At 68.6% G+C, this 14,820-nt stretch carries 8 protein-coding genes and 2 pseudogenes; 6 read left to right on the top strand and 4 right to left on the bottom strand.

What is annotated here, in order from left to right; translation table 11 throughout:
* Window positions 1–270: 270 nt before the first annotated feature.
* Window positions 271–1,299 carry an LD-carboxypeptidase gene (locus ACIRR9_RS55025; protein WP_403769357.1) on the bottom strand — a complete coding sequence of 343 codons (1,029 nt, stop codon included), beginning with the start codon at window positions 1,297–1,299 and terminating at the stop codon, window positions 271–273.
* Between the two features lie 234 nt (window positions 1,300–1,533).
* Window positions 1,534–3,051, bottom strand: coding sequence for a hypothetical protein (locus ACIRR9_RS55020; protein WP_403769355.1), 1,518 nt, complete (start codon window positions 3,049–3,051; stop codon window positions 1,534–1,536).
* A 277-nt stretch (window positions 3,052–3,328) separates the two neighbouring features.
* Between ACIRR9_RS55020 and ACIRR9_RS55015 the strand changes: the two genes are divergently transcribed.
* The 4 genes from ACIRR9_RS55015 to ACIRR9_RS55000 all read left to right on the top strand — a co-directional run bounded on the left by ACIRR9_RS55015 (window position 3,329) and on the right by ACIRR9_RS55000 (window position 9,283).
* Window positions 3,329–3,745: a hypothetical protein gene (locus tag ACIRR9_RS55015; RefSeq protein WP_403769352.1), complete on the top strand. Its 417-nt coding sequence runs from the start codon at window positions 3,329–3,331 to the stop codon at window positions 3,743–3,745.
* A 299-nt stretch (window positions 3,746–4,044) separates the two neighbouring features.
* Window positions 4,045–4,464, top strand: a complete 420-nt coding sequence (locus tag ACIRR9_RS55010) for a hypothetical protein (RefSeq protein WP_403769349.1) — start codon at window positions 4,045–4,047, stop codon at window positions 4,462–4,464.
* Between the two features lie 137 nt (window positions 4,465–4,601).
* Entirely contained in the window at window positions 4,602–8,003 is a 3,402-nt protein-coding gene (locus ACIRR9_RS55005; RefSeq protein WP_403769346.1) for a hypothetical protein, read from the top strand.
* Complete coding sequence (locus ACIRR9_RS55000; RefSeq protein ID WP_403769343.1) at window positions 8,000–9,283, top strand: hypothetical protein; 1,284 nt, start codon at window positions 8,000–8,002, stop codon at window positions 9,281–9,283. Before ACIRR9_RS55005 ends, ACIRR9_RS55000 begins: the two co-directional genes overlap by 4 nt.
* 625 nt (window positions 9,284–9,908) lie before the next feature.
* On the opposite strand, the pseudogene ACIRR9_RS54995 reads toward ACIRR9_RS55000, so the two are convergent.
* A pseudogene (locus ACIRR9_RS54995) lies at window positions 9,909–10,580 on the bottom strand (helix-turn-helix domain-containing protein); the annotation flags it as partial.
* Window positions 10,581–10,819: 239 nt separating this feature from the next.
* Here ACIRR9_RS54995 and ACIRR9_RS54990 point away from each other — a divergent pair.
* A pseudogene (locus ACIRR9_RS54990) lies at window positions 10,820–11,727 on the top strand (alpha/beta hydrolase).
* Between the two features lie 388 nt (window positions 11,728–12,115).
* Complete coding sequence (locus ACIRR9_RS54985; RefSeq protein ID WP_403769340.1) at window positions 12,116–12,802, top strand: DUF4232 domain-containing protein; 687 nt, start codon at window positions 12,116–12,118, stop codon at window positions 12,800–12,802.
* 390 nt (window positions 12,803–13,192) lie between these two features.
* Here ACIRR9_RS54985 and ACIRR9_RS54980 read toward each other — a convergent pair whose 3' ends face one another.
* A complete protein-coding gene (locus ACIRR9_RS54980; protein WP_403769337.1) occupies window positions 13,193–14,647 on the bottom strand; it encodes an IS701 family transposase in 1,455 nt (484 codons plus the stop codon).
* Window positions 14,648–14,820 lie beyond the last annotated feature (173 nt).

Below are 14,820 nucleotides of genomic sequence, written 5' to 3'. Positions count from 1 at the left end.
GCACACGTCAGGGCAGACAAGAAGCACCTCGGCGCACGCCACGACATTTACCACGCCCCCGGCGCACACCGAAGGTGCGCTGGGTCGCTGACCTGGGCTGTCAGGCTCTACAACACCGCGCCGGCGCCCACCAGCTGGATCCGCCCGGGCTCATCTCCTCCTGGGGGAACGGCCCCTCCTGCAGGTCGAACAGGCGGCCCAAGGCGCCGGTCGCCAAAGTCTGAGCCCGCCGGGTGCCGTCGCGGCCGTCGGCTCACTGATGCGCGATACTCAGCCGACCGGTCCCGTCATCGCGTGCGGCCGTACCGCCGGTTCGAGCAGTGACAGTGTCCGCTGCTGCGCATCGAGGCCGACGCGGATGCCGACCGGCATCGGAAGATTCGGGCCGGCATGGCCGAACTCGACGTTGCCCAGCACCGGGATGCCACGGTCACCGAGGACGTCGAGGACGATCTCGCGCAGGGTCGGCGACGCGTCGGGCGCGCCCGTCCCGAGTCCGTCGATCTCATGCGGGACTCCCACGACCATGCCGGCGATCCGATCGAGGATGCCGCAGTGCCGCAGCACCTGGAGACAGCTCCACACGTACGCCGCCAGACCCCCCTTCTCCTCCCAGAACAACACCGCGCCGTCGAACCAGTCGAGCGGCAGCGCGTACGGCGTCGCCTGCGCCAGCACGATGCGATTGATCACCCCGCCGATGAGGCGGCCTTCGGCACGACCGGGACGCCAGCACTCCCACGACGGGGTGGCAGGCAGCGCACCGATCGCCTCCGTGCCGGTCAACAGGATCGAGTAGAGCTTCTCAAGCTCCGCTCTGCGCGCCGCGGGCGCGGTCTGCCACGCCCCGCCGAGACCGGGCGTGGCCAAGTCGGTGTGGAACCCGACCAGACCCGTGCGTGCGTAGAGCACCAGATGCAGCAGCGAGATGTCGCTGTAGCCGAGGATCGGCTTGGGGTCGGCGGCGATCGCCTCGAAGTCGATCAGGTCGAGGTAGCCGAGTGCCGTCTGGCCACCGTCGTGCGCGACGATCGCACGCACTTCGGGATCACGTACAAGAGCGTTGAGCTCCTCTACGATCTCCGCCGGCCGAGCGGCGCTCCACCAACGGTGCCGCCCTGCTTCGAGGAGCGGCGCCCGGCGCACGTGGAATCCCATCCGTTCGAGTACGGCCACCGCCCGCTCGAGGTCGGGCTCGTAAACGGTATGGAGCGGCCCGGACAACGACGCGATGACGACGAGATCTCCGGACCTCAGGGCACGAGGTCGAAGCAGTCGAGGCAGTGCGGAACCGGTCATCGACGCAGTCTCCCCACACGCCCGACGACACGCGACTCATTTCCGATCAACCACGCGGCAAACCAGCCCTACTTCGGACTGGATGCCGGTCTGGATCCCGGCCGGCGGATCGCGGCTGACGTTGTGCTGCCCTCACCAGGCACAGCATCGACAACACCCCACGCTGGACGAACTTCGGCGAGCGCAAGTGGACCGCCCGCATCGCCGACCGCCGACCGCCGAGGCGACTGCTGGCTATGGGGCAGCGAGCAACGTCCGGGCCAGGGCGCGGAGTTCCTCGTCCAGATGGTCCTGTCCCGACAACGGCGAGTCATGGATCAGGCGGAGTGGGGAGAAGGCGAAGGAGCGAAGAGTGGGGCGGAGCTCCTCCGGAACCTGACCGGTGGCGGCCAGGGCCTTGAGCGCGCGGACGCCGACCGGCGTAGGACCGACCAAATCGACAAGGACGGGGACAGCGCGGTCGGGGGATCCGGTGATCCAGTGGAGGGCCTCGGCGGCCGCCATGCGCGTCCACTCGTACCGTGCCCCCAGCATTGGCTCGATGTACGGCAGCAGCGGAGCGGCGGCGATGCCGAGCGGCTCCAGAGCGCTCAGGTACCAGTGCGTCTGGCCCGTCCCGGAGAGCAGCTCTTCGAATGTGCGAAGGGCCGGCTCGACGTCCCCGGTCAGCTGGTAGTGGGCCACCGCCGCTGCGGCACGTAGAGCGAGGTCGCTGCTCTGCGCGGCCTCGCACAGCAGGTCGATGGTCTCCCGCGTTGCGATGCCGATGGCTCCGAGCCTGCGGGCGGCAACGATGGCCGCACGGCGGGTCCGGAGGCATTCGACGAGTTCCGGAAGTGCCTGGTGGGCGGCGGCACCGAACGGCGCGAGAGCCTCGACGAGTGCGATGCCTTCATTCCCGGTGGCGCCCGCTGCCAGCTCACCGCGGATCACGGGTATCAGTCGGTCGGCCGCCTCGGGAAAGTGCCGTGCCGCCGCTGCGAGCAGCCGGGTGGTGGGGCGGTGCAGTACCTGTTCCAGGGCGCGGGGGTCACGGGAGCGCACCAGAGCGAGAAGCGCCGGCCCGACGGTCTCTTCGTCGGCACCTGCTGCGTACGCGTGCAGCGTGTCGCGGAGATCGGCATCCGGCTCGCGCAGGTACTCGATCAGGTGACCGATGCTGTGCAGGCGGCTGGCAAGGGCGCGGGGGTTCCTCTGCTGAGGCAGGGCTGCCAGCAGCAGGTCCAGCACCGCCGGTTCCCGGTCTCGCCAGGTCCCGGCGATTTCCTCGGCCAGCCAGGACCCGCGCGAGCCGATGTCTCCGGCCGTGATCCAGCGGGCGGCCACGGTGAGGCCGGCGTCCGGGTCCTCGGTGAGCAGGCGCCTCAGCTGCTCTTCCTGGGTAGTGGTGCCCGGCCAAGGGAAGTCGTCGTCCCCCGGGTCGGGTTCGGCACCGTCCTCGGCGATCACGTCCACCAGGTCAGCCGGGTACGGCGGCCCGGATCGTGCGACGGCAAGCATGGCCGCCGCCAGCCTGACCTCCGGCAGCGGGCTGTCTACTGCTGCCGCCTCCTGTCCCAATCGGGCCAGCACGACCACCGCGTCCGCGCGCACCGCGGGGACGGGATCGGTGGCGTAGACCCCGTCGAGCAGGGCCACGACGGGGGCGTGTTGATCCGCTGGAAGCAGCTCGGCCACGGCCGCGACCACCCGCAGTACGGCCCGGCGTACCTCTCGCTCGGTGTCTTCGACGCCGTAGTGGCGTGGAGTCATAACGACACACCGGGACCCGAGTCCATCTGGACGGCATCAACAGCATGAGTGTGCCTCTTCTTTGGATGGTTCGTGTATTTCCTGAGTTGACCGGATGCGGTGTAGGCATGGCGGAGGCACAGTGACCCACGTGGCCAAGGTGAAAGCACGCGGATGTGGTCCGTTCGTGAATTGATCCAGTCCAAGGCTTCTCGAAAGATGGGGCTACGATGTCGGGCCGCGAAGGTCAGCGGGTCTGGGCCAACGTGTGTGATGCCCAGCGAGGGACGGGGGGCTGATGCTGAGGTGGGCCGAGGCCGCGGCGTACGGTGCGGGGGGCGGACTGATCGTCGAGGCGGTTGTCACCTACGGTCGCCTGCACGCCTGGCAACAGGCGCGGCATGAGGCGAGGATGGCCGACGACCAGTTACCTCGGGTCGGCAAGTTCGTCGATCCCCCCGCGGACTCGCTCGCGGCGTTCTTCCGCGTGATGCTGGGGGCTGCGGCGGGGTGGCTGCTCCATGCCGAGATCACTGGCGTGTATGCGGCCGTGACCGTGGGCGCGTCAGCACCCGCGCTGCTCGCTCAGTTGGGGAGAGCCACCACCGCCACCGATGCTCTCCGGGGTGAGCCCAGGGGTGAAGAACCGAGTGGGTTTCCGGCTCAGGTCGAGCCTCCGGGGCTTGACCCGGTTCGGGGGGAGGCGACTCCATGACCGCCGGGTCGGTCGTTCAGCGTTCCTGGCGGTCGTTCATTGGCGGACGGCTGCCTCGTCCTCCGCGAACGGTGGGGCGCGGACACCACGGATACACCCTGAGGCAACGCGTCTGGGCATCGTTCATCGGCTTCGACCTTCCCACGCGATTCGACGCGGCACCGGCAGCTGCTGCTCGGCCGTCGCCCCATAGGGAACAGTCCCTGAATCGGCAACCGGCTGGTCGCATCGCCTCAGGGTGGTTTGCGCTGCCTCCGTTTCCGTCGGCCGGCACGCTGACCGCCGCCGGAGTTGACGCGGTGGCACTTGAGACGTCATCGCCGGACGGCCGGGTCGGGTTCCTCGTGCGCCATGACGGGATCGACGGGTCCGATTACAGCCTGGAGTTGGTATTGCGCGGTGTTGATATCGACGAGCCGGTGGTGTCCGCGATCCGTTACACGCAGCCGGACGGCCGTGAGCGGATGCTCCTTGTGCCAGTGGTCCAAGGGCAGTTCGGGCCCCCTGCTTCGTATGTCCGGCTACCTGGCTTCGGCGGCGACACAGCATGGACCGCCGCCGTTCTCCCTTCCGTGGATCTGGGCACCGCTTGGGACGCCGCGACGGTGGCCGACTCGGTCCGCGCGGCGCTTAACGAGGCCACCCGCGATGCCTGGCGGCAGCTACGGGAGTTCGTTGACGATGATGTGCGCAACGTTATCGACGGGGCACTGCGATGACGGCTGCCGACGAGCGGGGGCGCACCGAGCGTCCCCCTGGCGGAACGCAGGGGGGTTCCTCGCGGCCGCCCTGGCTGCAGCGGCGCCGATCAGTTCTGCGGCCTGGCCTGTTACCGCACCGGGCCGCACTCAAGGACGTGCTGAGGAGCGCAACGAGCCCACAAGGCGCCGTAAACGAGTTACTCGGTGAGAGGCAGCTGTGGTGGAAGTGCTGCAGCGAGGCAGTTCACACCGATCCTGCCTGGCTGTTGGGCAGCGATAGCCAGGAACTGGCCACATGGATTGACGCAACAGCTCCGGACCGGCCGGCTGACTCGGTCACGCCTACTGACCACGTATACCTGCTGGGCCGAGCCCTGAGCGCACCGGAAGGCCGGGCCGGGGAACACGACGAGGCCCTGGCACGGCTGATGGAAGCGTGGGAGCGGAGCGGACTGGTCTCAGCGAACACCACTCCCGGACCCGCGCAGCCCTCCGGCAGGGGCATCAGCGGCCTTTCTCTGCAGGTCGCGGGCGGGCTGAGCGCCGTCGCCGAGCGCATTGTGCGCCTGCACGCCGTCAGCGAGAGCGTACGGCCGACCGGATCCGACAGCGTGCTACTGATCGCCGCACTGTTGATGGCGGGTGCCGAGCTGCCCAAGCGGCCGCTCGCAAGGGTGCCGGTGGTGTTCGGAGGATCTGCCCGCGAGACCGGACAGGTCGCCTTGGAGCAGGGTGCCACAGGCGTTCTGGAACTGCGCGAATTCCCCGCGGGGCCGTCGGGGTTGTATCCCGATCCGCGGGCGATGGCGGGGGCGCACAGCCCGAACGGACAGTTCGCCGCTTCCCTCGGCCACGCATGGAACATGGCCGGAGACCGGCGCGAGGGTCGCTGTGTTCTGTGGCGCATCGTCCTGTCCGACGATCCCCTGCCTCCTGGGCAGATCGAAGGCCCCTCACTCGGCGCGGCCTTTGCCCTGGGCCTGCGCGAGCTCCTGCGGTATCCACGGTCCCGGCGCCCCAGTGCGGCCGGGGTGCGCGGCTTCTTCTACGGGCTGCGGCCGCGCACCGCGGTGACGGGGGCGCTCGACGGTGGTGAACGCCTGCTCAAGGTCAGCGACATGGACGCCAAGCTCCTGGCCGCGCGCCGCAAGGGGCTGCGTCTGGTCGCGCCCAAGGCGAACCAGCTCGATGTCGCCAACGCACCCGAGCCCGGCGACGTGCGGTTCGCCGAGACGCTGCGGCAGGCCGACCGGTACGCCCGACGGTTCCGCACCGGCCGCCTGATCACCGCCCTGTCCCTCGTTGCCGCAGCCACGGTCCCGGGACTGGTGGTGCAGCACCAGGACGCCGTGGCCAGGGACCGGCTGGCGACCTCACACCGGCTCGCCGACGTGTCGCAGAGCCTGCTCCAAAGCGATCCCGGACTTGCGGAACTGTTCGCGGTGCAGGCGTACCGATACCACCCCGATTCGCTGACCCGCCAGGCGCTCTTCCGGGCGGTCACCGCCAGCCCTCACCTAGCCGCCGGCGTGCAGGCGAGTGGGCCAGTCTCCGCGCTGTCGGCTTCGGCTGACGGGCGGGTCGCGATCGCCGGAACCAAGGAAGGTGAGCTAGAGCAATGGGCGCTCACCGGGACGACGATCGGCAAGGGGCGGCGGCTCGGCAGACTGCCGGGATCCGTCAGCGCGGTCGCGGCCGATAGGGACGGCAGCACCGTAGCCGCGATCGACCACAGCACGATCCGTGTCTGGGCGGCAGGGCAGCAGGTCGCGGCCCCGCTCATATCCTCCGGACAACAGCCCACAGCAGTCGCAGTCTCCCCGTCCGGACGGTTCGTCGCCGTATCAGCACAGACCGATACATTCGGCGTGCCGCCCGTGGTGCGTGTGCTGGACCGCACCACGGGAAACACCGGGAATCTCGACCTCAAAGACATGTCCGGAGGGCCAACCGCCATCGCCTTCCGCAGCGACTCGCAGGTGGTGGCCTTTGCGGACGACTACGGCATCTGGGAGCGGATCTCGCTGCCCGGGCTGACCCGGGCCGACGGGAGCAATGTGGGCTTCGGCGTCCACAACTCGGCCTCCGCACTCGCCCCCGATGGCAGCTACTTCACCTACAGCAACACCGCCTCCCCCCTCCCGATCTGGGCGTCCGACGGCACGCCCGACATTGACAAGCCGTCCCTGCTGGCGGCGACGCAAACAGGTCATCCAGAGGCTCTCGCCCTCAGCCCCGGCGGCTCATGGGCCGCGACGGCCGTCGGCAGCAGCCTCTACGTGTCGCGGACGGTCACGTCAGGCAGGACACCGTTCACGCCCATCGCCCTTCCCGGGGCAGGGAAGGTGTCCCCCGGTGCCCTCGCCTTCCTCGGCAAAGTCGGCAGCAGGCTGATCTCCGCTTCCGGCGATGTAGTGAGCCTGTGGGATCTCGCCCAGTACTCCCGGATCGCGACGCAGGCAGAAGCCACCATCCCGGTTTCCTGTAACGGATGCCGGGGGCCGAGCGTCGCTCTGTCCGCGAACGGCGGCTCCGCAGCGGTCATCGACGGCAACAACGTGACGGCGGACGTCCAGAAGCTCCATCCGCCCGGTGCCGGCCATCAGTTGGCGCAGAAACCGCCGTATTACGGCTACGGAGCGGCGTTGTGGAAGAAAGAGGGGTCGGGAATCATCGTGGTTTCGGCTGACGGCAGCGCCCAGATCCTCGACCCCCGCAACGGGTTGCGGATCACGGGCACCTGGCCGCGTGTGCCGGACCCGCTCCAGCGCACCGACGCGCCAGCTCTGCTGCAGCTTCTGCCGGATGGCGGACAGGCGGCCGAGCTGGACAGCTCCGGCACGATCCGCTTCAGAGACACGGTCACCGGAAAGGTGCTGCGCCAGGTGGACGGCCCGAGGAACATGGCCCCAACGAGCAACGATTCCGGGCCACTTCCCCAGGGATGGGCGGCGATGGACACACAGGCCGCCCACGCGGCCGTGATGGACCAGCAGGCGGCCGCGATCAGCGGCACCAGCCCCAAAGTCGTCGTCACCGACACCGCCACAGGTCACTCAAGGTCGATCAACGAGGCAGACGTAGTCGGCGTCGCCTACGCGGGGGAGCATCTGCTCGTCCAACGGAAGGCCGGTGACCTGGAGATCTGGACCGCTTCCGGGAGCCGGCGCCTGAACACGATCGAAGGCACTCCCGACACGGCCGTCGGCCCCGTCGTCGGCACAGATACCGTCGCTGAGAAACCGTCCGACAACACCGTCCAGCTCATCGACCTTCCGTCCGGCAACCGCCTCGGCACGCTGACGCTCCCGCCCGGCGACAAAGCCATGTCGACCGGACTCTCCTTCTCGGCAGACGGCACAGTACTGGTCACCGCGACCGAGGGCGACTCGGGCAATACGGCAACCATTGGCATGGGCCAGCTGATCAGTTGGCGGCTGGAGCCGGACGCATGGATCCGCACCGCCTGCGCCTCGGCAGGCCGGGACCTCACTGCCGGCGACTGGAGCCAGTACATGGGCTCCCACACCCCGTCGAACCTGCACTGCCCGACATGAACGGACCCGTGCCCGCCGACGACCAACCAACCGAACCACAGCTCGCACCGGGCGATGCCCTGACCACCGCGACGCCCGCAGACCGCTTCAGCCACGGCCAGACCGTGGAATGGAACTTCGCCTCCGGATTGGACGGCCACAGCATGCTCGACCGCAGCATCGGACTCCTCCGCCGCGCAAGGGACGCAGGACAGCGGCGGCCCGCCTTCTGCCGGCCCGCCCTGCGCACACGCCGTCCGGTGCCCGTGCGCTCCGCTGCACGCGCCCTCGCATGCCTGACACTCACGCTAACTCTCACCGGGTGCACCCACACTCAACACCCTGCCACCCCCAAGAACAGCAGCAGCACCACAACCACGGTGTCACGCTCACCCCAGGCCGTCGAGCTGCCCGGCAACTCCTGGCCGTCCCGTCTCGCCATGTCACCAGACGGCACTCTGTGGGTTACGGAGACCTCCCTCGGCTTCCTCGCGTCCATCAGCCCCGGCGGTCAGATCACCCAGCACCGCCTCGCCGACGCTGACCACGCCCCGTCTCTCGAGCCCAGCGACCTTGCGATCGCCTCGGACGGCTCCATCTGGTTCACCTGCCCGCTCAACGTCGGCCGACTCACGCCGGACGGGAAAGTCAGCCTCTTTGATCAACCCGCCATTGAGTACGGCAGCCCGGACGCCATCACCGCAGGCACCGACGGCTCCATCTGGTACGGCGGCTCCAACTACAAGGGATCGCAACTGATCCACATCACCGCCTCGCTCTCGGCCACCCACTTCACTGTGCCGACGCCCCGGTTCAAAATGCCGGGCTCACCGGATATCAGGGGGCTGACATACGGGCACGGCGGACGACTCTGGTTTACCGCGAGCGTCGACGAGGCCCCCAACGAGGTTGGCTACGCGGACTCCAGCAGGCACACCAAGGTCTGGCAGTTGCCAGCCGCTGCCGGGCCCCTCGGCTCAATCGTCCCCGGTCCCGACGGCGCATTCTGGTTCGCCGAGACCAACGCCATCGGGCGGATCACCCCGAGCGGGACCATCTCGACCTACCGAACGACGGCGAAAATGAAATACTTGGGGCCTATCATCGCCGGGCCTGACCACGCCTTGTGGTTCACCTCCTCCACAGACGTGGGCCGAATCACCACGGCGGGTGTGATCACACTCTGGCCGATTCACGGCGCCCAGGAACTTACAGACCTTGTCTACGACCCGCGCCACCACGGATTCCTGATCGCCGACGCCAAAGCCGCTGTTCTGCGCTGGTTCCCGATGCCCGCCTGAGGGCGCGATTACGAATCACCAACGCAGGCGGGGCCGCTGGCTTCCGGTTCCCGCTCCGTCAACACAGGGAAGGCTGCTCCAGTCGCCGACCGCTGATCGCTGACCTCGCTCCCCGACGCAGCTGACTTCTTCGCCTGCGCCGATGGCACCGTCGCCAGCTGGCTGCACATCCGCTGTGACCTCAATCCGCTCGTCGCGCGTGCCGCTTGAAACGGCGAAATCCGTGGGTCGCACCCGCGTCCCCTGGCCACAGGAAGAGTGCCTGGTCCAACAACCCTCACGGACGGTGTCGAGGCCAAGCTCAAGACAGCGGTCTGCAAGGACATCATCACACTGGATCAGGCACAGTGGGCAGTCGTCACCCACGTCACCGACTGCTCCGCCGTGCTGCGGACGCTCGGGCTAACCCGCCCCGGGTCGTGGTTCGGCGGGACGCGCGGGGACAGCCGCCGCCATTCCTCCTCGTTGGCGGACGACCGGCTGACGCACGGACATGGCGTACACAGCTACATTGGGCCTCAAGGGACAAGATCGTGAGACACCAGCGCCGTGTCCCTTGAATGAGACAGTCGGGAAAGTACAGGCCATCACATCGGAACGGGACATTCCGAATGCGGGCCTACACCTGGACGGCGACGCGGTGGGCGCCCCACCAGCGCCGGAAGTCGGGGTCCTGGAGCGACAACTCGCCCACCAGTTCGGCCAGCCGCGGATCCTTCGGATCGCGGGCGGCCTCCATCCGCAGCTTTGCCAGGGTCGTCTGCGCCACCCACTCCCAGTTCGGGTACAGCGCCCTGATGGCCGGTTCGCGAAAGACCAGCCGTACGAAGTTGCGCTTCTTCTCGGGGATCCGCGCGAAGTCGGTGAACAGGGCCGCCGCCATGGCGTTCCAGGCGAGGATGTCCGTGCGGCGGCCCAGGACGACGGCCGGCGTGGTGGAGAGGTCCTCCAGCAGGCGCCGCAGGTGGGGCTGGACCTTCTGCGTGATGCGCCGACACGTCCGTACCGCGTCCCGGCCGGACAGTTCGAACAGGTAGGCACGCTCACCGTCGTCGAGCCGGAGGACACGCGCGAGGGTGTCCAGCACCGGTTCGGCTGCCTGTCGGCGGCCCTGCTCCAGGCGCGTGTAGTAGTCGGGGCTGATCGACGCCAGCAAGGCCACCTCCTCGCGGCGCAGGCCCTTGACCCTGCGCCTGCCGGCTGTCTCGGGCAGCCCCACCTCGGCCGGGCTCAGCTCTGTGCGCCGCGCCTTCAGGAAGGCGCCCAGTTCGCTGCCGTGGGCGTCGCTGCTGCTCATGGGAGAAGTCTTGCAGCCCGGCGGGCCGGTGACAGGGGGCCTGCCGTGTCCCAGAACCGCGGTGTCCGGGGACAGGACAAGCCCCTTACCCGCTCACGTACCGCGGTGCGAGTGTCGGTGACGTGACCGGCTGGCGGGCAGGCCACCCCGAAGACGAAGGCGCCGCCAGAGGTCCCGCCGGAAGATCCGTGCCGTCCGCGGTCACCGCACTTCCCCACCCGTACCAGGAGAGACAGGCCGTGAAGACCAGCATCGCCTTCCCCAGCAACGATCTCGCCCTGGCCGGGATCCTCTTCACCCCCGACGACCACGTCGACGGCCGGCTGCCGGCCGTCGTCATCTCCCATCCCGGAGGCGGCGTGAAGGAGCAGAGCCCGAGCGACTACGCCGAGCGGCTGGCCCGTGAGGGATTCGCCGCGCTCGTCTTCGACGCGGCCCACCAAGGCGAGAGCGAGGGCGAGCCGCGGGGGATGGAGAACCCCTTCCAGCGGGCCGAGGACGTCAAGTCCGCCGTGACCTACCTGACCACCCGTGGCGACATCGCCCCGGGGCCCTGGGCATCTGCGCGTCCGGCGGCTACGTCCCCTACGCCGCACAGACCGACCACCGCATCAAGGGCGTGGCCACGGTGAGCGCCGTCGACATGGGCTCCGTGATCCGTGAGGGGCTGGGCCGCACCCAGGACCCGGCGATCCTCACGGCCATGCTCGACCGGGCCTCGGCAGCGCGCACCGCCGAGGCACGCGGCGCGATTCCGGAGCTGATGCCATGGATTCCCGACAACGCCGAGGAACTGCTGAAGACCGCCACCCGGCAGTTCCGGGAGACGTTCGCGTACTACCGCACCCCGCGCGGTCACCACCCCCGTGCGGTCCAGGGATGGGTGCTGCGCAGCGTCGACCAGCTCGCCCAGTACGACTCGTACGCGATGATCCGGCTCATCTCGCCCCGTCCCCTGCTGATGATCGCCGGTTCGGAGGCCGAGAGCGCCTACTTCAGCCGGGAGGCGATCGAGCGGGCGGTCGAACCCCGGGAACTGGTCGTCATCGACGGTGCCACCCATATCGACCTGTACGACAGGGACGAATACGTCACCCCCGCCGTGGCCAAGCTCACCGAGTTCTTCGGCAAGCACCTGGCCGGATGACCACCCGCCACTCCGAACCCTCAGGCAGTAGAGGCGGCCATGAGCCCGCATCCGCGCTCGGCTGATGCCCACCCTGGCCCGCCTGTCGGCAAACGAATGAAGACAGGCGCAGCGGGCGTCCAATGAACCAACGCGGTTACGAACGTCGTGAACTGCCGTGGGCTCAGCCCGGTGAACGGGCTATTCAGGAGGGTTCCGACGCCGCGATCACACCAGCCACGGCGAGATCGTCTCACCCTCATCCAAGGTCCGCAGCCTCTGGCACGACGTTTTGGTGCCTGATGCGTCATCAGAACACCGCAGTTACAAGCCTGTTGAGATTTCACTCATACTGTGGTGATCAACACCGCGCTCGTCAGCGCGCCTTATGCAACGGAGAATCAACATCATGCGTCTGCTCCACTCTGCCACCGCACTGGCTGCCACGTCGGTGCTCGCCCTGGCGCTCACCGCCTGCGGAAACGGCAGTGGTAACGACACCTCGGGCGGGCAACCGTCCGCACCGACGTCCTCGTCCTCGACCACTGCGGACGGCGGCGCCACGGCCGAGAATGCGGGTGCCACCACGGACGCGGGCAGCAGCACCGGAAGAAGCGGCAGCAGTGCCGCGGGCAGCAGCACCGGCGGCGGTACGAGCACCAGCAATGACGGCACCAGCACGAGCCGCTGCCACACCGCTGGACTGGGCATCTCGTTCGGCTCCGGCGACGGCAAGATCAGCAGCTCGGACGACCAGCAGCAACTGCCCGTGGTGCTGAAGAACAAGACGTCCGCCGCGTGCACCATCCAGGGCTTCCCCGGGGTCGACCTGAAGTCCTCCGGGGGAAGCTGGTCGCTGACCCGCAACAGTGCGACGCCCAAGAAGATCACCCTGGCCGCCGGCAGCAGCGCGACGTTCACCATCACCTACCTGCCGTGGACCCAGGGCAGCGGCACCGAGTTCAAAGCCACCTCCGTCGTCGTCACCCCGCCGAACGAGACCACCTCGACCACCCTGGCCTGGCCCGGCGGCAGCGTCCTGCTCCAAGACGGCGCCACGCATCCCGGCACCTACACCGGCCCCGTCGGCAGCTGAAGGCTGGACTGAGACGTACACACGGTCGTGTGCCTCCAGCAGACAGGCAGGAACGCGGCCGTGACCGTACCTCCAACACCCAGCCGTGACGGGTGGCGGCTAGCATGACCACGTGAGAAAGCCGGGTTTCAGGATCGCTCCCAGACGCCTCACTCACCCTCTCCGTGCTGGGTCACGTGGCCGGCCGGCCACGGTGCCGTCCCGGTCATCGGAGAGTCGGGCGACACCATCACCGGCAACACTCGAATTTGAGTCGCGGCGAACATCCAAGATGGGTCATGTCCCCAGTGCGACGCCTCGCCCTTGAGCGTGGGCGTCATACGCCGAAGGACCGGCGCGGTTTTCAACTATGTTTTCTAAAGGCGCCGCTCAGGGCATGGAATCTAGAACCTAGCGGTGGTTTGTTAGGTCGGGATGTAGGGGTTCAGGGTTCTGCCGCTGCCGACGGCGTTGATCAGTTCTTGTAGTGCTGTGGGCGGGGGTTTCGTGGACCATGCCCGCCAGTAGCGTTGCAGCGTGACCCAGGGCGTCAGCCAGCCACGGACGGCTCGCAGTGCCTGGGGCCAGCAGGGCGGTCGGGGCTGCTGGGACCCGGGTTCTCCCCCTCTCTGCCGGTCCTGACGGTGTGTCGGGACCGGGTGGTGGGTCGACCAAGGCGAGCGGGGGCGGGTCGGGAGCGAACCAAGTGTTCCAGCAGAAGCTGAACGCGCAGTTCACGAGAGTCTGGTGGCGGCGGATCGCGGCATCGGAGCGGACCTGGAAATCGGCCCAGCCGAGTTCGTCCTTGACCTGTTTGTAGCTTTGCTCGACCCAGTGCCGCAGCCCGTAGATCCGCACGACCTCGGCGAGGGCAGCGGGTGGGTAGGCCGATTCGGCGACGCGTGGGGAGCCGGGGCGGGGCAGGTCGGTGGCCAGGTACCAGGTCGCCTTGGCCGGCAGGGTGGCCGGGTCGGCGGTGGCCACCACCAGGCGGACGTTGCCGTCCGGTCCCCACCAGCCCAGATGGGCCTCGGCGGCCCACCAGGTGGTGGTGTGCCCGTCGCGGAACGTGCGCTCGATGCGCGACCAGTCTCCGGGATGATGTGGGTCCTGCCAGGTCAGGAGACGGGCGGCGTCGACGGGCGTGTGGGTGTCGGGGCCGTAGGACCAGGTGCCGTGCCGGGGCTTGAGAGCCATCACGAACGGCAGGCCGGTGTCGTGCAGGCCGGCGCGGAAGCTGTCCTGGTCGCCGTAGGCGCAGTCGGCGGCCACCGCGCGGAAGACCAGCCCGGCCGCCTTCGCCTGGGCGGCCAGATCGGCCGCGATCTGTAGTTTGGTGCGAAAGCCCGGGTCGCTTTTGCCGCGGGGGAAGTGATGGGCGGGGGTATAGGGGCAGGCGTGGGCCGGGTAGTAGACGCGCTCGTCCGCCCAGCAGGTGGTCACCGTGACCACACCACGGTCGATCTTCCCGACCGAGCCGAGATACTGCTTGCCTACGTGGGTGGTCGCCGTCCCGTCCTTGCGGTCGCCGGAATCATCGACGACCAGGACCCCGCCCGGGTGCGGGGCGGTGGCCGGGTCAGCCAGCAGTAATTCCAGGCGGCAGGCATTGACCTCTTCCTGGCTCCAGGTCGACTCGGACAGGAAGAACTGCAGCCGCTGCACTGCCGCATGCTGGGCGCCAGCCACCGGTTCGGCATCGGCCAGGCAGGTCAGCGTCTTGTTGCGGTCCCGAGGCAGCAGCAGCCCGGCCAGGTACTCGCGAAACCCACGCCGCTGGGCCAACGTCCCGAAGAGATGATCAAACCGGACGGCGTACCCTTCCAGTGGACCCGGTGCGGGCGGACAGGGCAGCCGTTTCGTCATCTCAGGCCCTCCCGACGGTAGTTGACGCCTTCATCTCACGGCGTACTCCCGCACGAACCCGCCGTCAACAAACCACCGCTAGTAGGACTCCGTTAGGTCTGTCTCGCGGCACTGTTCGGGGGCATGCTGGAGGCGTGGACGCACATGAAGTGAACCGTGCTCGGGCGAAGTTG

The sequence above is a fragment of the Streptomyces sp. NPDC101234 genome (genome assembly GCF_044767525.1).
Lineage (GTDB): Bacteria > Actinomycetota > Actinomycetes > Streptomycetales > Streptomycetaceae > Streptomyces > Streptomyces sasae.
Note: the sequence above shows the minus strand (reverse complement) of the source record. Positions and strands in the feature narration are given on the sequence as shown.